The 18,426-nt window shown below is 60.0% G+C and carries 22 protein-coding genes and 1 tRNA gene; 13 read left to right on the top strand and 10 right to left on the bottom strand.

The genetic code is table 11. The features are described 5' to 3' along the window. Positions 1–2 precede the first annotated feature (2 nt). From AXF13_RS03550 to AXF13_RS17010, 12 genes are all read left to right on the top strand, one after another. Positions 3–467, top strand: a complete 465-nt coding sequence (locus tag AXF13_RS03550) for a hypothetical protein (protein WP_062251675.1) — start codon at positions 3–5, stop codon at positions 465–467. A gap of 251 nt (positions 468–718) precedes the next feature. Further along, positions 719–1,138 carry a hypothetical protein gene (locus AXF13_RS03545; protein ID WP_062251674.1) on the top strand — a complete coding sequence of 140 codons (420 nt, stop codon included), beginning with the start codon at positions 719–721 and terminating at the stop codon, positions 1,136–1,138. Positions 1,139–1,254: 116 nt separating this feature from the next. After that, entirely contained in the window at positions 1,255–1,482 is a 228-nt protein-coding gene (locus tag AXF13_RS03540) for an AbrB/MazE/SpoVT family DNA-binding domain-containing protein (RefSeq protein ID WP_062251673.1), read from the top strand. Then, on the top strand, positions 1,479–1,910 hold the full coding sequence (locus tag AXF13_RS03535; protein ID WP_062251672.1) for a putative toxin-antitoxin system toxin component, PIN family: 432 nt from the start codon (positions 1,479–1,481) through the stop codon (positions 1,908–1,910). Before AXF13_RS03540 ends, AXF13_RS03535 begins: the two co-directional genes overlap by 4 nt. A gap of 193 nt (positions 1,911–2,103) precedes the next feature. Continuing rightward, positions 2,104–2,562 carry an IS200/IS605 family transposase gene (tnpA, locus tag AXF13_RS03530; RefSeq protein ID WP_062251401.1) on the top strand — a complete coding sequence of 153 codons (459 nt, stop codon included), beginning with the start codon at positions 2,104–2,106 and terminating at the stop codon, positions 2,560–2,562. Positions 2,563–2,682: 120 nt separating this feature from the next. After that, entirely contained in the window at positions 2,683–3,678 is a 996-nt protein-coding gene (locus AXF13_RS03525) for an AAA family ATPase (RefSeq protein WP_062251671.1), read from the top strand. A gap of 17 nt (positions 3,679–3,695) precedes the next feature. Continuing rightward, positions 3,696–4,064, top strand: a complete 369-nt coding sequence (locus tag AXF13_RS03520; protein WP_062251670.1) for a hypothetical protein — start codon at positions 3,696–3,698, stop codon at positions 4,062–4,064. Positions 4,065–4,074: 10 nt separating this feature from the next. Next, the gene (locus AXF13_RS03515; protein ID WP_083521936.1) at positions 4,075–5,058 is read left to right on the top strand and encodes a DUF3150 domain-containing protein; all 984 of its coding nucleotides are present in this window, start codon (positions 4,075–4,077) and stop codon (positions 5,056–5,058) included. Positions 5,059–5,129: 71 nt separating this feature from the next. Further along, positions 5,130–5,801, top strand: a complete 672-nt coding sequence (locus tag AXF13_RS03510; RefSeq protein ID WP_190276375.1) for a hypothetical protein — start codon at positions 5,130–5,132, stop codon at positions 5,799–5,801. After that, positions 5,798–6,757, top strand: coding sequence for a vWA domain-containing protein (locus AXF13_RS03505; RefSeq protein ID WP_062251668.1), 960 nt, complete (start codon positions 5,798–5,800; stop codon positions 6,755–6,757). The genes AXF13_RS03510 and AXF13_RS03505 overlap by 4 nt, the downstream gene beginning before the upstream one ends. Before the next feature lie 84 nt (positions 6,758–6,841). Beyond that, entirely contained in the window at positions 6,842–7,177 is a 336-nt protein-coding gene (locus AXF13_RS03500; protein ID WP_062251667.1) for a hypothetical protein, read from the top strand. Between the two features lie 27 nt (positions 7,178–7,204). Beyond that, entirely contained in the window at positions 7,205–7,381 is a 177-nt protein-coding gene (locus tag AXF13_RS17010; protein ID WP_190276374.1) for a hypothetical protein, read from the top strand. 148 nt (positions 7,382–7,529) lie between these two features. On the opposite strand, the gene AXF13_RS03495 is transcribed toward AXF13_RS17010, so the two are convergent. Continuing rightward, on the bottom strand, positions 7,530–8,738 hold the full coding sequence (locus tag AXF13_RS03495) for a tyrosine-type recombinase/integrase (protein ID WP_062251666.1): 1,209 nt from the start codon (positions 8,736–8,738) through the stop codon (positions 7,530–7,532). Positions 8,739–9,015: 277 nt separating this feature from the next. After that, positions 9,016–9,102: transfer RNA gene (locus AXF13_RS03490), tRNA-Leu, on the bottom strand. Positions 9,103–9,505: 403 nt separating this feature from the next. On the opposite strand from AXF13_RS03490, the gene AXF13_RS03485 reads away from it, so the two are divergent. Next, positions 9,506–10,066: a hypothetical protein gene (locus AXF13_RS03485; RefSeq protein WP_062251665.1), complete on the top strand. Its 561-nt coding sequence runs from the start codon at positions 9,506–9,508 to the stop codon at positions 10,064–10,066. A 13-nt stretch (positions 10,067–10,079) separates the two neighbouring features. Here AXF13_RS03485 and AXF13_RS03480 read toward each other — a convergent pair whose 3' ends face one another. From AXF13_RS03480 to AXF13_RS03445, 8 genes are all read right to left on the bottom strand, one after another. Continuing rightward, positions 10,080–10,595: a histidine phosphatase family protein gene (locus AXF13_RS03480; protein WP_236887153.1), complete on the bottom strand. Its 516-nt coding sequence runs from the start codon at positions 10,593–10,595 to the stop codon at positions 10,080–10,082. A gap of 65 nt (positions 10,596–10,660) precedes the next feature. Continuing rightward, positions 10,661–11,896, bottom strand: coding sequence for a DVU_1551 family NTP transferase (locus AXF13_RS03475; protein WP_062251663.1), 1,236 nt, complete (start codon positions 11,894–11,896; stop codon positions 10,661–10,663). Then, positions 11,893–13,047 (bottom strand): DVU_1553 family AMP-dependent CoA ligase, encoded by a 1,155-nt coding sequence (locus AXF13_RS03470; protein ID WP_083521935.1) that lies wholly within the window; start codon positions 13,045–13,047, stop codon positions 11,893–11,895. The genes AXF13_RS03475 and AXF13_RS03470 overlap by 4 nt, the downstream gene beginning before the upstream one ends. After that, positions 13,038–14,480 (bottom strand): radical SAM (seleno)protein TrsS, encoded by a 1,443-nt coding sequence (trsS, locus tag AXF13_RS03465; protein WP_062251661.1) that lies wholly within the window; start codon positions 14,478–14,480, stop codon positions 13,038–13,040. The genes AXF13_RS03470 and trsS overlap by 10 nt, the downstream gene beginning before the upstream one ends. Then, positions 14,477–14,962, bottom strand: a complete 486-nt coding sequence (locus tag AXF13_RS03460; RefSeq protein ID WP_062251660.1) for a DVU_1555 family C-GCAxxG-C-C protein — start codon at positions 14,960–14,962, stop codon at positions 14,477–14,479. The genes trsS and AXF13_RS03460 overlap by 4 nt, the downstream gene beginning before the upstream one ends. Then, entirely contained in the window at positions 14,959–15,681 is a 723-nt protein-coding gene (gene trsM, locus AXF13_RS03455) for a DVU_1556 family methyltransferase (RefSeq protein WP_062251659.1), read from the bottom strand. Before trsM ends, AXF13_RS03460 begins: the two co-directional genes overlap by 4 nt. Continuing rightward, entirely contained in the window at positions 15,678–15,893 is a 216-nt protein-coding gene (locus AXF13_RS03450; protein ID WP_062251658.1) for a DVU_1557 family redox protein, read from the bottom strand. The genes trsM and AXF13_RS03450 overlap by 4 nt, the downstream gene beginning before the upstream one ends. After that, complete coding sequence (locus AXF13_RS03445; protein WP_062251657.1) at positions 15,890–18,355, bottom strand: pyridine nucleotide-disulfide oxidoreductase/dicluster-binding protein; 2,466 nt, start codon at positions 18,353–18,355, stop codon at positions 15,890–15,892. Before AXF13_RS03445 ends, AXF13_RS03450 begins: the two co-directional genes overlap by 4 nt. Positions 18,356–18,426 lie beyond the last annotated feature (71 nt).

The following is an 18,426-nucleotide window of genomic DNA, read 5'->3' as shown; positions in this document are numbered from 1 at the left end:
GCATGAAGCGTTTATTTGTAACCATGTTGGTTTTTTCCGCGTACATCTTTGGTCTTTCAGTGCATTATGCTCACGCAGCCAAGCACATGGTTGTCGGCGACCACGAAGTTACCATCAGCGGTGAGCCCTATGAAGAAAAAGTATTCATCCCCGGTGGGGTGGCTTACGACAATGCTGACGGAGATCGCACACTGAACATCAAGGCCCAGTTCGAAATCGACGGAGGCGATACCATGGTTTTCTTCCTGGAATGCCTCTCCGGTGGAACAGCCTGCCCCGCAACCTATCGTTTCATCTTCGCCGAATCTGACGGGCAGATTTCAATCACGGATAGTTTCGGCACATGCAGCGACCTGCCGGAGCTTCGGGTTGGTCCTGAAAGCGTGATGGTGATCTTTCCGAACATGCACGGCCAGGGAACCAACAGTTACCGGCTCCAGGGAGAAGATGTTGTGGAGGCAAAGTAGGCCCAGACCGAACAGGAAGATTAACCAATTTCGGAAATATATCATCAAGTTGATGAGCATACTCTTCATTAAAAACCCGCCCGCGCAGCAATGCGTCGGCGGGTTTCCCTTTTCCGTACACAAATTTTATCCAAAGGAGTCCCACCATGAACAAGGAATTTCCCGAAACCCAATACGATTGACTGCTATACGCTCTCGGCTTGGAGCAAACCGGCGGCTATTATCGCACCTTTTTTACCCAGGCGTCGGACATGCTTGAGGTCAGGATGAGCCAACTTTCCGACTGCATTCGGCGCGGTAAAATCGTCACTGGCCCTGTACTCGAAGCGGCCAAGGCCAAAGGTATCAACCCTGATTTCATCAAGCACGGCAAGGAACCTGTCTACCTGGGAGGTTTCGCTGAAACCAACGGGAAGAACATGAATACCTTGCCGGAGAAAATAACGATTTATTTTGCCGGGATAGACGGATGGTGCCGCTGTGTTTTCAAGGGGGACAATGGACGATTTTACAAGACCATCGAACTTGACCCGGACGAAGGCTTTGAAAGCCTGTCCCGCGAGGAGCAGATTGCTCTTTTGCGCAGCCTGCACACCACGGACGAATTCGACGGCGAACCAGGATGGCCGTGTAAATTGGAAAACTTCATCTTCGGCAGCGTCAATTTGTGATTATGTGAGTGACAAGATTACCTTCGATTGACACCCCGTGTGAATCTTGACAATTCAAGAAAACAAGATAATCTTAAAACAAGGAATCCTTGTTTTCTTCCATAAAGGAGGAGCATATGTTCGCTAAAATCACGACCAAGAACCAGCTTACACTCCCCAAAGCTGTTATGCAGCAAATCGGCAAACCGGAATATGTCGATGTCTCGCTTGAGAACGGACGCATCATCCTCACCCCCATGCAGATCCAACCCGCTGACTCCGTGAGGAGAAAACTGGCAGAACTCGGCATCACGGAACAGGACGTGGAGGATGCCGTAACCTGGAGCCGGGGGGCAGGAGCATGACGCCTGTTCGGGTTGTGCTGGACACCAACTGTCTGGTGTCCGCTCTCATCTTTTCACACGGAAAAGCCGGGCAGCTACGCGCCGCATGGCAACGCGGAGATATTATCCCTTTGGTCTGCCGGGAGAGCATAACCGAGTTAATCCGTGTGGTTGGATACCCAAAATTCAAACTTGACCAGGAAGACATTGAAAGTCTGCTCGCGGATATACTCCCGTGGACTGAAACTGTGGAAATGAATGCCAGCCACGATGCCATTGAGTCCTTACGGGATGAGGACGATGCTGTTTTCATCCGTTTGGCTCAAGCCACAGGCGCAACCTTTCTAGTCTCAGGTGATAAGCATCTGTTGGAATTGCGCGATACTTTCCCAGAATTACATATCGTCTCACTTGCCGAGTTTATTGAGCAAATAGGCATCGACAGTTAGCTGTAATAACAAAAAATTTCATATGGCAGCACATCCTTCCGGGTGTGCTGCTTTCTTGTATGGAGAAAACCCCCGCTAGGCGGGGGGTTCTAAAAAGCTTACAGCTTTGCCCATGTCAGTAAAACTCCTTTTGATTTGTTAAAAAGTCTCGCGGTCTGGCAACTGCGAGTCAACAAATCAAAAGGAGGTCACGATGGGTGACGCCAAAAGTTTAGCCCACACAAGGTGGAACTGCAAATATCACATTGTTTTTGCGCCTAAATATCGCCGCCAGGTGTTCTATGGTGAAAAGAAGCGCGCCATTGGCGAAATTCTGCGCAAGTTGTGCGAATGGAAGGATGTAAAAATAGTGGAGGCAGAATGTTGCCCAGACCACATCCACATGCTGCTTGAGATTCCCCCCAAAATGAGTGTGTCGAGTTTTATGGGCTATCTAAAGGGTAAGAGTAGTCTCATGATCTATGAACAATTTGGGGATTTGAAGTTCAAATACCGCAATCGAGAATTTTGGTGCCGTGGGTATTACGTCGATACAGTGGGCAAGAATAAGGCCAAGATTCAGGATTACATCAAGCATCAGCTGGAGTCGGATAAACTTGGCGATCAGTTGAGCCTACCCTACCCAAGGAGCCCGTTTACGGGCCGCAAGTAACAGAAATGCAAATGTCAGATCGCAAGAGCGCCTGCTAGGGCGCAGCTGGTAAGAAAGCCTTACAGGCGCATATGAAGAACCCCCGGCTATGCCGGGGGGTTCCTTTTTTTTGGAGGAAATATGGAAAGTAAAATCACCATCTTACAATCGTTGCAGGTCACGGACTTCGACGCCGGAACCGTGTTCAGCGGAACGCCTTCCGGGAGAATGGTCAAAGGCTACGCAGCGCCGTCGCTGTTCACTCCCGCCGTTGACCCCAATTACATCTTTCACGAACAGAGTCGCGATATGGTCGTCTGGTTCATAGACGCCAGCGATCCGCTCTATGTATACGGACCGAGTGGTGCGGGAAAGACCAGTTGCCTGAAACAACTGGCGGCAAAATTGAATTTTCCTGTTTTCGAAGTCACCGGCCACAGCCGGTTGGAGTTCCCTGAACTCATCGGCCATCACGTTGTACGTCAAGGGAGCATGGAATTCGAGTATGGCCCTCTGGCCCTGGCGATGAAGTACGGTGGGCTCGCCTTGGTAAACGAGATTGATTTGCTCGAACCATCCACAGCCGCAGGGTTGAACGGCATCCTTGACGGACAGCCCTTGTGCATCCCGGAAAACGGCGGCGAGCTTATTACCCCTCACCCCATGTTCCGGTTTGCGGCCACGGCCAACAGCAACGGCGGCAGCGATGAAACCGGCCTGTATCAAGGAGTGTTGCGCCAAAATCTGGCGCTGATGGACAGATTTGTGCTCTGCGAAGTGACCTACCCCAAGCCTGAAGCCGAAGAACAGCTTTTGGAAAAGACCGCTCCGCAACTCCCGGATGGTGTTCGCAAAAAGATGGTGGAATACGCCAATGAAATACGAAGACTGTTCATGGGAGAATCCGGGAACAGCTACAACAGTGGCGGCATTGAAATCACCTTCAGCACCCGTTCACTGCTCCGGTGGGCTGATTTGACCATCCGATATCAGCCTTTAGCCAGGCAGGGCATACAGCCGGTGTCCTACGCTCTGGACAGAGCCTTGGGCTTCAAGGCTTGTAAAGAGACGCGGGCCATGCTGCATGAGCTTGTACAGCGGGTCTTTCCCCAAAGCGGAGCACAATCGGGGGAGTGAGCGGAGGCGGCCCTACCGTGCAGGATGACGCCGCCTCCCCAGGTTGGTACCCGGCCAATCAACTTGTTTCCGGTCCCATCATCCAACGTCTGGATCAGTATATCCCGGCGGTCCAAAACGATCCCGACTTTCTGCTCTCTCTCCCGCAATACCCGCGCATAGCACTGGAAAGCCCATCCGCATCCGGAGGTAAGTTCTGGCTGGGTGTGGCTATGGAAACAGGCATTTCCGTCCGCTGGGGCAAACTCGGGACAAAAGGAACCGTGAAGCACATCCCCATCACCCAATGCAAGAACAAAAATCCCGTGCTGGAGCTGAAGCATCGGCTTCAGAGCAAAATGAACAATGGGTACAACATCATACCGCATGAAACCGTAGTCCCTTGAGGAGGAACACATGACAACCGCCATACAGGCTCTTGACCAACTCGTTGTGGTCAATCTCGATATTCATATCTGGACCGCCAGGAAGAAACTGGTTCCGCTCGATCTGGGGGGAGCCGAACTTCCGCCGGAGGATCTTGCGTCATTGGGCAGTAAGCGTATCTGCAACCCTGAAGATTTGCGCACGTTCGGCACCCTGAAAGCGCGAGCCGTTAACTTGTTGGAGCGCAATGGGATACGCTTCCTCAGCGGATGGGCAGTGCCCGAAACACGGATGGATGAAATCGGCATCGAACTCGCGGCCATCCGCGACGAGTTCAATGCGGCCAAGGAATCCTTCCTGCAGCGCTATGACCAGTCAGTACAGGATTGGATCGCCAAACACCCTCAGTGGGGCAACATAATCGCCGGTTCCACGGTCAGCGAAGAGTATGTGCGCTCACGCATAGATTTTCGCTGGCAAATGTTTCAGGTACAAGCGCCACCCGTCGCCCCAGGCAAGCTGAAGGACGATCTCCAGCGCGATGTGGATACACTCGGCCTGACGCTTTTTGACGAGGTGGCCAAGGCAGCCGGCGAAGCCTGGCAGCGCTGTTATGCCGGGAAAACCGAGATCACCCGCAAGGCATTATCCCCTCTGAAATCCATTTATGACAAACTCATGGGCCTGACATTTGTGGAGCCGCGAGTGGCGCCGGTGGCGGAACTGCTGGATACGGCTTTTCGCAGCATTCCCAAGCGTGGTGCTATTACCGGCAGCATACTGATCATGTTGCAAGGCCTGGTTTCACTTCTGCAAAATCCGCAGGCCCTGCTGGAGCATGGCCAGATGATTCTGGACGGGCGTAAAAACAGCCACAAGATTCTGGAATCGCTGCTCATGTCCGAGTGCGCCATCCAGGTGGAAGCTGAAAAGGATAAATCTGGTTCCCAGGAGGAACCGCTGTTCGACGATGCAGCCTTACCGCCGGTCATCGAGAGCCACGGATTATGGTAACGGCACAAATCACAACACCCAAAGCCCTTTGAGCCGCAATGCTTGAGGGCTTTTTCTTTTGGAGAAATACCATGAAGCACAAGCACATCATCAAATCATTGCCTTTGCTCGCGTCCATCTTGGGACGCAAGTACGGGGTACAGGTACGAATAGGCGGTGACAAGGCTTTTACCAACGGCAACATCATTCAACTGCCGAGTCTGCCCCTGGATTGCGACGACACATTGCTCGGGCTGATCCGGGGATACGTGGATCACGAGGCCGCCCATATCCGCGATACGGATTTTGACGCCCTGAAAGCGGCCAACCTGACACCGCTGGAAAAACATATCTGGAACACCATAGAGGACTGGCGAGTCGAAAATGTCCTGGCCGCCATCTATCCGGGCTGCCGTGAGAATTTTCAGTGGCTCATCAGGCATTTCTTTCTCCCAAAATCGGCAAAGCGCAAACCCAAGGCGCCGCCAACCGAGCCGGCCATGCAAATTCTGGAATGGCTGCTCATCACCGTGCGTTCCTGGGATGTTGGGGAGTTGAACGCCGAGCGGGATTTCCTTCGGGCGTCGGCGGAAATCTACTACTCCGGCCTGACTCACGAGCTTGAACCAGTGCTCCGGCTTATCCCCAAGAACTGCTCAAGTACGCTGGATGCCTTTGGTTTCGCCTGTGAGATCACGGACATCATCCGTAAGTATGCCACTTCATTGAGCAGCAACAAAACCAGGCAGGGCAAGGAGCGGTGAGCGTAGCATCTGGCTCGTCCGGTCAACCGGACGGGCAGGTTGATCCGGCGCAAGCTCTGCAAAGCCTTCAAAACTTGCTGGCGGCCGGAGCAGATGCATTTCCGGACGGCCTTGGGGAACAGCTTCGTCAGGTGCTATCCAGCACCAAGAAGCAGGGAGTTGATAGGGTGCAGGTTGCTGTTGCCACAAGGAAGTCCACTCAGCCGCTTACCCTGGACGATATAAACGACTCCCGCCAGGCAACTACGACTTTGCGCACCAGGCTGCAAGCCTTGATGCAGAGTACACGTTCCCTCAGAAATCACAGTGGTTATGTTGGTACGCTGGATACCCGCAAACTGCATACCCTGGCAGCCGGCAACACCAAAATATTCTTGCGCAAAGGCGAGAAAATCAGCGTCAATACTGCGGTTCACATCCTGCTGGATGCATCCGGCTCCATGAACGGCAATCCCATGGCTCTGGCCAGCAAGGTATGCTTTGCAGTGGTCGCGGCCCTGAATTCCATAAAGGGACTCAACATAGGGGTAACCGCATTCCCCGGCAGCCGCACCCAGGATTTACCTGGTCAGCAAGGGCATTGGCAGACGGTAGCTCCAATTTTGTTGCACGGTCAGAAGCTGCATAACCAGTTCAGCATTGGAACAGGAGGCAGCACGCCCATGGACACGGCCCTCTGGTGGGTGCTGCAACAGCTTCATCCCATGGCGGAACCACGCAAGATGGTGCTGCTCATCACCGATGGCGAACCGGACGAGCAGGAACCCACTTTGACCGCCATTCGGGTCATCAAGGGTTTTGGACTGGAAGTATACGGCATCGGTATTAAAACCATGTCAATCCAGACTCTGCTGCCCGGAAAAGGAAGCAGAGTCATCAATGACATCTCGGAACTGGCGCCTTCCATGTTCGAGATTTTGCATGACGCACTCATCCGCGGCCAGCCGGTAAACTGAGTTCCCACATTTTTCTCCAGGTATCCATGGCGCTCTCCTACTGACCGGCGCTTTTCTTTTGCCATCATCAAATCAGGAGGTTTCATGAAGGAACTTATACCGGCTTGTCCGAAGTGCAAGACGACGAAATTCGTAGTCAGGGACAGGGCCGCTGAAAAGTTGGGAACTGTTGCCGGTGGAATAGCCGGAGCAGGCAGCGCCTACGCCGGACTTAGTTCCGGCGCTGCGGCCGGTGCAGCTGTCGGCTCTTTCATTCCTATTTTGGGTACGGCAGCCGGAACGGCTATCGGAGCCATCACGGGTACGCTGCTAGGATTCCTGGCCGGAAGTGCTACGGGGAACACCATAGGCGAGCGGATCGATACCCAGATCCGCATGAAATACAGCTGCACCCACTGTGGCAGCGAAATCCAAGGGTAAATTCCCCAAACCAAAAGGAGACAAGATATGAGCAGGTTATTGTGGTTTGTACTGGGCGGCATCGCTACGGCCGTCGGAGCGGGCATTACGAGTGTCTTACTCGATGATGGACAGGGGGGCGATCCTGCTGATGACATCGATGGCTGCCAGGAAAGCGCTATCGGAGATGAAAGCAGTATGCTTGATGAAGGTGAGAACGATTAAAACCTTTGGTCTTGCTTCATGAAAAGTGAAATAAAATGAAGATATAAAAAGGGACGGCGTTCTTGCCGTCCCTCTCTTCGTCCAAAATGCATTGTGACTGCATTTTAGACGATGTTTATATTAACACACTGAAAATAATTATTTTTTTCTAGCACCCACTGGTTTTCGCACCCTTCAGCTCGTCGAGGTAATCTGCCCAGCTCTGCATCATTTTTTTGCGTTCATCCATGTATTGCGCCCGGTTATAGGCCAGTCGCACGGAGTCCGGCTCCCGGTGGGCAAGCTGAACCTCGATGACATCAGCCCGGTGGCCGAGCTCGTTCAGGTTCGTGCTGGCCATGGCCCGAAAGCCGTGCAGGGTCATATCGCCCTTGTCATACCCAAGACGGCGCAAAGCCGCCAGGGGGCCTGCATCGCTGATAACGGAAGATTTCGCCTGGATGCTGGGGAAAAGATACTGCGTGTTGCCTGAATACATGGAGAGTTCCTGAAGCATCTTCAGAACCTGCGTGGCCAGGGGTACCACATGCGGCTGGCGCATTTTCATGCGCTCGGCCGGGATAGTCCAGATATTGCTGTCAAAATCAAATTCCGTCCATTGGGCGAGGCGAAGTTCGGACGGCCGGGTGAAAACATAGGGAAGGATTTTCAGGCAGTAGTGGACCGAGAAATGTCCCCTGTACGCATCAATATCCCTCAGTAATTGGCCGATTTCTTTGGGTTTGACTATGGCCGCGAAGTGCGTGACCTTGGGTTTCATCATTGCTTCAGTCAGCCCGGAAGCCACGTCATATTTCACTCTGCCGGTGATTCGGGCATAGCGCATCACTTGGCCGCAAAGCTGCATGAGCTTGTGCGCGGTTTCAATGTGCCCCGCCAATTCGGCCGGGCGAACGGCATCCAGCAGATGTGACGGTTCAATTTGCCTGACCGGCATGGCGCCAATGGCGGGAAAGAGCCGCTTTTCCAGAAAGCTCAAAAGTTTTTGGGCGTGTTTCGGTGAAAGTCCAGGGGCATAACGCTCGAACCATTCGCGTGCAATCAACTCAAAATTTTCCGACTGTTCCTTTTCAGCGGCAATGGCTTCAGCTTTGACCTCCCGCTTGTGCTCCATGGGATCTATTCCCTTGGCCAGGAGTTCCTTGGCTTCATCGCGCAGTTTGCGTGCATCCTTGAGTGAAACGGCCGGGTAGGCTCCAAAGCTGAGCGTCTTTTGCTTGCCGTTAAACCGGTAGGCCATCCGCCAGAGCTTGCCGCCGGTGGGCGCGATGTGCAGATAGAGTCCTCCGCCATCGGACAGCTTCTGGATGGCAGATTTGGCCTTTGTATTACGGAGAGTAGTGTCGGAAAGCTTCATGTTGGTATCTCCTGAAAGCTGTTGGTATTTGCGTCGAAATTCCACGAAAAATACCAGCCACTATTGCCGGGAAAGTATGGGAAGCGTAGGGCAAATGGGCATTGTTGGTATTGCGCTCAGCGTTCTGGGGGCCAAAAAACGCTGGTACCAACAGAGATACCAAGAAAAAACCAGTATGGGCAAGGTAGCCCTGGGTTGGTATGGGAAAATCAGAAAGGCCGGAATCCTGATTTTATTCAGTTATTCCGGCCTTTTAGGATGCTTTAGGAAGCATAGTTGGTGCCGAAGGGGAGACTCGAACTCCCACTCCCTTGCGAGAACTAGACCCTGAACCTAGCGTGTCTACCAATTCCACCACTTCGGCGCGAAAATGTATTTAGCCTAAGCGACACCGGCTGGCAAGTATTTTTTTCAAATCAGGCAAAAAAATTTCCATAACTGCCGAAAATCCTTACGGGCCGCCAAATTGCAAAGTACGGAAGAAATTCGGCGGCGTGCATGAAAGCGAACGGCGCTCCACTGCAAACGGCAACCTCTATCGCGTTTGACAGAGTTCGCATCTTGGGGATAGGGGAAGATAGATACAAACCGTGCATCTTCGCGCGGATAGCTCTCATTTTTATTTTCTAGAGCGTTTTGATATTAAAAATATCTCAACACTCTGTGCGGGTTTTCCGTGGAAAGCCGCACCGCGAAATTATCGCAAGGCGAATTTACTTCGCCGTTAAGCGATAATTTCAAGCGCAAAATGCTCTAAAGGACATCTTATGCAAAAACTGCAAAAAGGTTTCTGGCACTATCTTGAACTCTGGCGGGCGCTCTTTCCCCGCCGCCGTCCGTTGCGTTGGCGCGGCGACTGGCTGCAAAACGGCTATTGCCGCGACTGCCGCTACTGCTGTGGCCCGCAGGACTCAAACGCCCCCTTCCCCATGGCCCTGCTGCCGGGGCAGCTCCGCCCCAACCTCAGCGATGATTTCTACCTGCTCAACGCGGATACAGCCTATCTGGACGCCAGGGGCTGCAAGTCCGACACGGACCACGGCTGCCGCCTCATGCGCACACAGCGGCCCGTGGCCTGTGGGCTGTTCCCGCTGGTGCCGGCCAACGGCGGCCTCTATCTCTATAAGACTTGCCCGGCCGTGATCTTCACGCCGCTGGACCGCCTGGCCGACCTGGGCCTGGAGGCCGCCCGCTGGCTGAGCGGCTTCAACCTGGCGGATCTGCGCCACATCTCCCTGGAGCTTCCGCTCCGGACTCTGGCGGACGACTATATCTCGCTGGATATCACGCTTTTTGACGAAAACGGCGTGGAACTGCGCCTGAATTGAATGCGGGGCAGGCTTACCAGCCGGGCAGGAATGTCCGGCTGGCATAGCCCTGCGGAATGCGCATAAGATCGGCCAAGGGCAAGGCCAGATAGCGGGCCAGAAGGCATCTGTTCAGCCCGGCATGCCCGGCCAGGAGCAGAAGCCCCTCGGGATAGCGCGCCCGCCAGCGTTCCAGAGCCGCCAGGGACCGTTGCTGCACCCAGACGAAACTTTCGCCGCCGGGCGGGCTGAAATGAGCGAAATCCCGACCGCGCAAGGCGTACTGACCGGGAAAGGCCCGCTCCACCTCCGCGGGCGTCAGCCCTTCCCAGGCTCCCAGACTGATTTCGCGCAGATCCGCGTCCGCATGCACAAGCAGGGGCCGCCCGGCAGCGGCGGCAAGGATAGCCGCCGTTTCCCGGCAACGGGACAAATCCGAACTCAACAGAGCAACAAGGCGCGGGTCGGCCAGCACCGGCGCAAGGTCCACAGCCAGGGCCCGAACCTGGGCGCGCCCGGCTTTGCTCAGCGGCAAATCACGCGCACCCACGAAACGCCGTTCCGGGTTAGGCGGCAATGCGCCGTGACGCACGAGCCAGAGGCCCCGCTCCGCCGTCACGTATCGCCTCTGCTACTGTTCGGTTCGGCTTCCGGCTCCCCGCCTTTGGCCTTGAGCAGGGCCTCAAGGGCCTGCCGGGCAATATCCGCCGGGGGCCGCCCCATTTCACGGGCCAGACGCGCCTCCAGGGCCCGGGCACGCCCCAGACGGCCCCGGATGGCCGCACAGGCGGCGGGATCGGCGGCATACAGATCCAGCTTCTGGCCGAAACGCAGTTCCAGCGGCACAAACTCCCGGCCGTGACAATACTTGTCCGCCAGATAGACCAGTTCGCGCTCAGTCAGCGGCGCGGCGTCGGGTACGCTCAGATCACGATGATCCGCCACCAAAGCTGCGGCCACGGGCAGGCCCAGCTCCGCCAGGAAGCGGCCCCCGGCCTTTTCATGCTCCGGCAGGCCCTTGCAGACATCGTGCAACAGCCCTCCGGCGCGCGCCAGCTCGGGATCCGGCCCGGTCCCGGCCCATTCCCGCTCCGCCCTGCTCTCACGCAGAACCTGAGCCAAGGCAGCCGCCACGGCGCCCACGGCGCAAGCATGGCGCAAGCCGCGCTCAGGAACGCGGCACAGGCGCAGCAGATTCCAGGCCTCGGCGGGCCACAGCGCCTCCCGCAACGCGGCCAGCGTCCTCAGGCGGGCGTAATCCTCAGGGCAGTCCATATCTTCTAGAATAAAGGAATCCGCCACCGGCACATACCGTCGGGGAAGTCCGGCCAGTGCAGACCGCAGGCCGCCCTCGCCCCCTTGCCGCTCATGGGCCAGGATGTGCTCCCGGTACACAGAGGGCAGCAGCGGCGGATGGCCTTCCTTGCCCTCATAGGTGGGAATCAGTACGGAAGATGATCCGTGCTGAGATTCACTTGCCGCCGCGTCCAGCAGCGCCGCCAGGGTCAGAGAGCGGACCAGAGGCACGTCCACCGGATGCACGAAACAGACGGCGCAGTCCTCAGGCACGGCGCGCAGCCCGGCGCAGGCGGAGGAGAACATGCCCTCTTCCGGCCGGGGATTGCGGACGACGGCCAGTCCCAGTCCGCGCGCCGCCGCCTCCACCTCCGCCGCATGGAAACCGCTGACCAGTAGAATGTCTTCCACACCCGCGCCGCGATAACAGCGGGCTAGCCCCTCCAAGGCGGAACACGGCGCGCCGCCGGACAAAAGAGGCAAAGGCAACAGGGCCTTCACCGCTCCCATGCGGGAGGCCCGGCCCGCCGCCAGCAGAATGGCGCATGCCTTCACAATCCCACTCCTTCAGGAAAACGCGCCGCATCCAGCTGTTTCGCCCATGATGCGCCGCTGCCCTTGGCCGGATGGACCACGCGCAATGTCTGCCCCGCGTCCGTATCCAGCCGCCCCAGCAGCGGCCCCAGACGCGGCAAGGGGCTGCCGCAACGACAGGGTCCCGGCAGCAAACTCGCAATGTCGCCGGTACGGTACCGGATCAGCGGCATGGCCTCGCGGTTGAGCGTGGTCAGCACCACTTCGCCCGTTTCTCCCCAGGGCAGCGGCCGCCCGTCGCGCGGGTCCACCACTTCCAGCAGGGCGTCCAGGGCCCGCAAATGATAGCCGTCGTGGGCCGGGCATTCCACGGCGCAGCCGAAGCCGCTCTCCGTCAGGCCGTAGTGATCCAGCAGTTCGCAGTTCCAGGCCGCGCGCAGCCGTTGCTTCTGGTCCGGGTCAAGCCGGTCCGTGCTGGAAAGCACTCCGCGCAGGTCCGGCGGCGCGGCCCGCGGAAAGCTGCGCAACAGACCTTCCAACTGCGCGGGCGAGGCCACCAGGGCCTGGGGCCGGTGCTCCGTCAGCCAGTGCGCACGCGCGGCATCCCCGGCGGGGGTCATGTCAACGGCTATAGCAGAGGGCAGCCCCTCCACCAGAACGCCCGAGGGGCCCAAGGCTCTCCGCAGCAGATCCGCCACGCCGTCGGGGCGCTCCGCCCCCGGCAAAAACACGGCCAGGCCTTGGCCCGCCCGCACAAGTTGCCCCATGCCCACCTGGAAAAAGTCGCGGGTGCGGGCCAGATCGCGCTCCGTAAAGGCCAGGCGCTTGGGCGCGCCCGTAGTGCCCGAAGTTTGCAGGCTGACCATGCGCTGCACGTCGCCCTGCGACACACAGCAAAAATCCCGCCAGTCACGCAGATGGGCGGCTGTGGTGAACGGCAGACGGGCCAGATCCTCGGGTTCGCGCATCCCCAGATCGCAACCGGCCAGATGCCGGGCGTAAAAGGCGCTGTGCCGCGCGGCATGGCGCAGAATACGGTTCAGGGCTTCGATCCGCGCCGCGCGCAGCCGTGTCGGAAGCGCCGCCATGCTTTCCGCGCCGCAGGCCTGGGCCAGCCAGCGGTCCATGGGGTGAGGACAAGGGACGGTACAGCGCCCCCGGCTCACGCCCATGCCCCGCTATAAAGACGAGCGCCGTCGCGGGCCGTGAGATTGTGCAGGCAGAAAGGCACCAGCCGCCCGTCCGCCTGGACCACATGGATGCAGCAGCCGCGCACCCGCTCCAGATCCAGACTGTAGGCGTCCTGAAAGGCCATGGCCGAAACGGTGAAACGCCGCTCCGCTCCGGCCCGGTTCAGAAAGCGGCTGAAATCATCGGCACGTTCCGGAAGCGCCGCGCCGCCCGGCGTGTCCGCCGCCGGTATCCGTTCGGCTCCCTTCCAATGCAGAGCCACAAACTGCCTGGCCTTGCGCGCGCCTTCCGCCGCCGGAGGCGGCACGGGAGAGCAACAGGACTGCCCGGCCTGAGGCAGCCACTCCAGCTCCGCGCCCTCAACGCCTGTGCGGCGGTAGGCCGCGCTGAAGGAACAGAGCGCATGCTCGCAGCCCGGCGGGTGGAAATGCTCCATCCGGACCAGTTCCGGCGCCTGCCGCACCAGCGCGGCCATAACTTCGGGCAGGGTCAGCCGGGGCGCATTGCTCAAGGCCCAGGGATAACGGCCGAACGAGGACACGGGCTGAAAATGCACGCCGCGCACCGCAGGCCCCAATGCCAGAGCCAGGCGGAGCAAGTCCCCCACTTCACCGTCGTTGACGTGGCGGGCCAAGGTGGCCACCAGCACCACGCCCAGGCCGGCGGCGGCGCAGGCCTCCACGGCCAGGCGCTTCAGGTTCAGGCAGGCTCTGCCGCGCATGGTCTCGAACACGGCTTCGCGCACGCCGTCCCATTGCAGGTACACGGAATCCAGACCCGCGGCCCGCAGCCGGGCGGCGTAGCCCGCGTCCCGCCCCAGACGCAGGCCGTTGGTATTGAGCTGCACCAAGCCGAAGCCGCGCTCCCGCGCCAGCGTCACTATGGCGGGCAAATCCTCGCGAATGGTGGGCTCCCCGCCGGAAATCTGCACATTGCAGGCCCCGGAGGCCGTTTTCAGACTGTCCAGTTGCGCGGCCAGCGCGGCCAAGGGAGGATCGGGCGGCGGGGCCTCCTCTGCGCTGCCCGCTCCGGCATAGCAAACCGGACAGGCCAGATCGCAACGCATGGTCACTTCCACCAGGCCGGTGCAAGTGTGCTGGGCGTGCAGGGGGCAGAGCCCGCAGTCAAAGGGGCAGCCCCGCGCCACAGCGGTACGGGGCTCCTCCGGGTAGGAGGGACTTTTGGGCCGCGACCAGGACTCGAAAGGCGGCGCATTCACAACGCCGGGTACGACGCCCTGTGCATCAACAGGCTCAAGCGCAAGCCAGGCCGGCACGCTGAACACGCCATGTTCCGGGCAGGTTTTGCGCAAAAAGACGCCCTTCTCCGTCCCCGCCGTTTCCGGGCGCTCGTACACGGCCTCAATACGGCGCAGACAGATGGGGCACAGGCTTTGCGTGCGGCGCAGAATCACGGCATCGGCCCCGTCCGGACGGCGGTCAGATCCAGCTCATAATTCTGGGCCAGTTCCAGAATTTTTTCCCAGCATTCGGCCAGCAGATCGCCGCAGGCCACGGGATCGGGCGTCGCGTCTGTTACTGCCCCGCCGGAAGCGGCTCCCAGGCCCGTGGCGATACTGCCGCAACTGATGCCGCCGTAAGGATTCACGCGCTCGTAAAACCAGGTGGCGTACTCATTGAGCAGAGGCGTGAGCATGGGATGGGCCGTCTCGTCGTCCGTACCTTTGCCCGCGGCCAGAGCCAGGGCGCAGGCTCCGCCCGTCAGCAGGCCGCAGGGGCCGTCCGACTGGCCGATGCCGTGGCAGAGCCCTTGCATGGCGCGCACCAGATCAGGATTCTGCTGGTCGCGCGCCTGCAACATGAGCAAGATCAGCAACTGGCTGCAACAATAACCCTGGCGGACCATGGGCAACAATTCCAGCATGAGAGGATTCATGAGCCCTCCTTTTGCGCTATCCACAGGCCGTAGCCGACAGCCCCGCGCCTACCGCCGCAGGCGCAGCCGCCGCGCAGCCATTCGGGCGCGGCGTCGGCTCCATACCAGAGCAGCCGTGCCGCCATTTCGACCAGCGCCCGGCTGTGGTCCTCAAAACAACGCGGTACAAAACCGGCCCGGACAAGCAGGCCCTCCCAGACGGCACGCGAACGTGCCCCGGCCAGACAGCCGGATTCCGGGGGAGCCAGGCTCGCGCCTCCCTCCTCCAGCATGTCTCCATGTCGGAAAAGATCGCTCAGCAGCAACGCGCCGCCGGGTCGCAAGGTCCGACGGCAGCCGCGCAACGCGTCCAAAGGGTCAGGCAGGAGGGAGAGTACGCATTCGCTGAGCACGCCGTCCACGCTGTTGTCGGCCAGGGGCGGGCAAGCGGCATCCCCTTGCAGAAAAATCACGGCTGGGCTGCGCTCCGCTCCGGCTGCCCGCTTCGCCCAGGCCGCATGCGTGCGCCTGTCCAGCCCCAGAGGGCGGTAGCCCAGCCCGGCCAGCAGTTCCAGGCTTGCGCCCGGACCACAGCCCAGGTCCAGCAGACGCGCGCCCGGCGCAAGGCCGCATCGGCGCGCGGCCAGTTCCAGAGCGCGCCGGGTCAGCTCCGGACCACCCGGCCGCCAGATCTCGCCCGCCACGCGCTGAAAATCTTCCTGTTCCCAGAGAGGCTTCACTTGTCTTCCAGCAGCGTTTCCACTTCCAGCATTTTACCCTCGGCCAGGGATTTGGGCACCATGGTCAGCCCGCACTGCGGGCAACGCGGCAGAAAGACGTCAAAAGCGCTGTTCAGATAAAAGACCTGCACTTTGCCCTGCTCCAGCGGGCAGCCACAACGGCCGCACCGCCATTGGCCGCCGTCCGGCGGATAACTGGGTCCCATGGTCATGCGCTTGCACCTCCCTGCTCACAGCAATCCCGGCCGTCCCCCGCGTCGGAGCCGCCGGGACCACCGGGCCCACCGGAACCAGGCACGCGCATGCGGTGGCACCAGGCGTCGTACAGAACAAGCTCGCCGTTCTCCCGGCCGTATTCCACCCAAAAGGTCACCTGACGGGGCCGCCAGGAGCCCAACCGGTGCCCGTTTTCCTGATTTTCAAAGTATTGTCCGCAGGCCTCCACCCCGGCCACGGCCTCTTCCACGTCCAAGAGCAGAATGTGCTTCTCTTCCAGGCGGGCCAGCAAGTCCGGCGGCACATGCAGCGCGCCGGGGGCCGGTTCCGGAAGGTTTTCGCCCAGATAGTCGCGCAGCAGACGGCGGCGCAGGGCCGCCCGGTTAGCCCGGCGCGCCGACAGGCCGGGCCCTCTGCGGGTTCCTCTCCCGGCGCTTTCTCCCCCATCAGAGGCCGGGAAAAGCAGGTCCAGCAAATGCCAGCATTCTTTGCCGTCCGCCACCAACCGGTCCCGGCACATGATGCAGGAGGCCAAGGCCGGATACGGCAGCTCGGCGGCACGGTGTTCGCTCACGGCTTGGGCCAGCTCGGGCTGCGCGCACCAGACCAGGCCGCCGTAACCGCAGCAGGCCGTGGTCGCGCCGGTCAGGCGCGGTTCCTCAAGGCGCGCGCCGCATTTCCGGGCCAAACCGCGCACGGCTTCCAGCCAGGCCCCATCCCAACGGGCCGTGCAGGGATCATGAATGGAAAAGACCTTGGGCAATGCGGCTTCGGCCCGGTCCTTCGCCAGTCCGTCCACGTGTTCCGGCGGCAGAGGCAGGCCGTTCAGCACTTCCCAGACGGATACGGGCCGCGCCTCGGGCAGAGCCAGACGCAGGGCGCTCAGACAGGAAGAGCAGGCCGCCATGATCCGGGGCCGCCCCAGAACTTCCCACTCTTTTCGGATTTCCGCAGTGTGCTCCTTGAACAAAGCCTCGCGACCGGCCCAGCGCGCCGGGATGCCGCAACAGGAAAGCAGCAGGGACACGCCGCCCCCCCCGTCCCGGTAAGGCAGGGCCGCGCGCAAAAAGGCATACAGCGCCGCAGTCTGCCCTCCGCGCGAGGCGGCCAGCTGACAGCCGGGAAAGAACAGCCAGGACGCGCATGCGCCCTCGGGCAGCGCTACATCCGGCAAAGTCAGGGCGCATTCCGGACCGGAGGCATTTTCCATGTCCTCCAGGGCGAATTCGTGGGCCGAGGGCGGCATGAAATCGCGCTGTACCATATCCTCGCGCGCCGCCAGGCAGAGCTCGGCCATGGAGAAATTTTCCGGGCACAATTCCTCGCACTGCCCGCAGAGCGCGCAGCCGTTGACCAGGGCATTGGCCGTGTGCAGGCCCTTGACGATGGAGGCGTTATTGTGGATCTGGCGGGCGTAGACGCGCGGGTAGCCTTTGTATTTCTGCAGATAGACGCATTCCCGCACGCAGATCAGGCACTGGCACTGCAGGCAGCGCCCGGCCTCCAGGGCCGCTTCTTCCGTGGTATAGACCGGGCCGGAGGGCTCCACCCGCGCCAGGGAGGCGATGCCGTCCAGGGGCGTGTGCAAGGGGCCCTGCACCTTTTCACGCGCCGCCGTCAGCGACACCTTGCCCACCAGCCGTTCCAGGGTCTGGGCGGCGCGGCGCCCCTGCCCGGCCTGCGCCGAAGCCGAGGCATAGACGTGTCCCGTGGGCGTCCGGCTGAGCCAACCGGCGCAACAGATATTATCGCGCCAGTACAGGGTCAGCGCGTCCACGCCGTTCATGCCATCCACAGCGTCCATGCCGCCGGGCGTATCCTCCGCCGGGGCAAAATTTGGAGCCAGGCCCGGGGCCGCGCCCGCGTCTATGAGCACGCCGTCGAACTCCGCCGCCACCCGAGCCAGACAATCTTCGTCCAGCGCGGCGGGGCTGAACGTCACCTTCTGGCGGCCCAGCAGTTCCCAGTCGCCGGCCAGGGGATCATCCTCACGGTCCGGGCGCAAGGCCGGGTACTGTTCCAGCAGAACGCTTTGCGCGTCGCCCTGATAAAAAACCGTCACCGGGTAGCCCTTGCGCGAAAGATCCCAGGCCGCCGCCAGGCCCGCCAGGCCCGCGCCCAGCACGGCCAAGCTGAATTTTTTGCGCGGCATGGGCAGAGGACGGCTCTGCGTGCCCACGGCATACACGCAGGCATGCTCCAAGGCGTGGATGGCCAGGCTGCCGCCCAGGTCCAGCCGCAGGCAGACGTTTTCACAAGGATGATCGCAAATCCGGGCCAGAATACCCGGCAAAGGCAGATGGCGCTCCAAAATTTTCCGGGCTTCCGCCGGGCGGCCTTCGGCCATCCGGGCCATGAAGGCCCGCACATCCAGATTGAAGGGGCAGGCCGCCTGACAATGCGGCGGGCTCTCCTGGGTACAGCGGGCCTCGATTTCGTGCAGACGGGTCTGATCCATTTTCCCGGCCTCAGTATGTGGACATTGGAAATTTCACGCGCGGGAGACTCCCGGCGCGGGGCGGAACCTGT

The sequence above is a fragment of the Desulfovibrio fairfieldensis genome (assembly GCF_001553605.1).
GTDB classification, from domain to species: Bacteria; Desulfobacterota; Desulfovibrionia; order Desulfovibrionales; family Desulfovibrionaceae; genus Desulfovibrio; species Desulfovibrio fairfieldensis.
The sequence above is the reverse complement of the archived record's forward strand: the minus strand, read 5'-3'. Positions and strand labels throughout refer to the sequence as shown.

What these genes read in the sequence shown, in the direction of transcription:
- AXF13_RS03550 (WP_062251675.1), top strand. Translation starts at nt 3, where the DNA reads ATGAAGCGTTTATTTGTAACCATGTTGGTTTTTTCCGCGTACATCTTT.
- AXF13_RS03545 (WP_062251674.1), top strand. Translation starts at nt 719, where the DNA reads ATGCTTGAGGTCAGGATGAGCCAACTTTCCGACTGCATTCGGCGCGGT.
- AXF13_RS03540 (WP_062251673.1), top strand. Translation starts at nt 1,255, where the DNA reads ATGTTCGCTAAAATCACGACCAAGAACCAGCTTACACTCCCCAAAGCT.
- AXF13_RS03535 (WP_062251672.1), top strand. Translation starts at nt 1,479, where the DNA reads ATGACGCCTGTTCGGGTTGTGCTGGACACCAACTGTCTGGTGTCCGCT.
- tnpA (WP_062251401.1), top strand. Translation starts at nt 2,104, where the DNA reads ATGGGTGACGCCAAAAGTTTAGCCCACACAAGGTGGAACTGCAAATAT.
- AXF13_RS03525 (WP_062251671.1), top strand. Translation starts at nt 2,683, where the DNA reads ATGGAAAGTAAAATCACCATCTTACAATCGTTGCAGGTCACGGACTTC.
- AXF13_RS03515 (WP_083521936.1), top strand. Translation starts at nt 4,075, where the DNA reads ATGACAACCGCCATACAGGCTCTTGACCAACTCGTTGTGGTCAATCTC.
- AXF13_RS03510 (WP_190276375.1), top strand. Translation starts at nt 5,130, where the DNA reads ATGAAGCACAAGCACATCATCAAATCATTGCCTTTGCTCGCGTCCATC.
- AXF13_RS03500 (WP_062251667.1), top strand. Translation starts at nt 6,842, where the DNA reads ATGAAGGAACTTATACCGGCTTGTCCGAAGTGCAAGACGACGAAATTC.
- AXF13_RS17010 (WP_190276374.1), top strand. Translation starts at nt 7,205, where the DNA reads ATGAGCAGGTTATTGTGGTTTGTACTGGGCGGCATCGCTACGGCCGTC.
- AXF13_RS03495 (WP_062251666.1), bottom strand. Translation starts at nt 8,738, where the DNA reads ATGAAGCTTTCCGACACTACTCTCCGTAATACAAAGGCCAAATCTGCC.
- AXF13_RS03485 (WP_062251665.1), top strand. Translation starts at nt 9,506, where the DNA reads ATGCAAAAACTGCAAAAAGGTTTCTGGCACTATCTTGAACTCTGGCGG.
- AXF13_RS03470 (WP_083521935.1), bottom strand. Translation starts at nt 13,047, where the DNA reads ATGGGCGTGAGCCGGGGGCGCTGTACCGTCCCTTGTCCTCACCCCATG.
- AXF13_RS03460 (WP_062251660.1), bottom strand. Translation starts at nt 14,962, where the DNA reads ATGAATCCTCTCATGCTGGAATTGTTGCCCATGGTCCGCCAGGGTTAT.
- AXF13_RS03450 (WP_062251658.1), bottom strand. Translation starts at nt 15,893, where the DNA reads ATGACCATGGGACCCAGTTATCCGCCGGACGGCGGCCAATGGCGGTGC.
- AXF13_RS03445 (WP_062251657.1), bottom strand. Translation starts at nt 18,355, where the DNA reads ATGGATCAGACCCGTCTGCACGAAATCGAGGCCCGCTGTACCCAGGAG.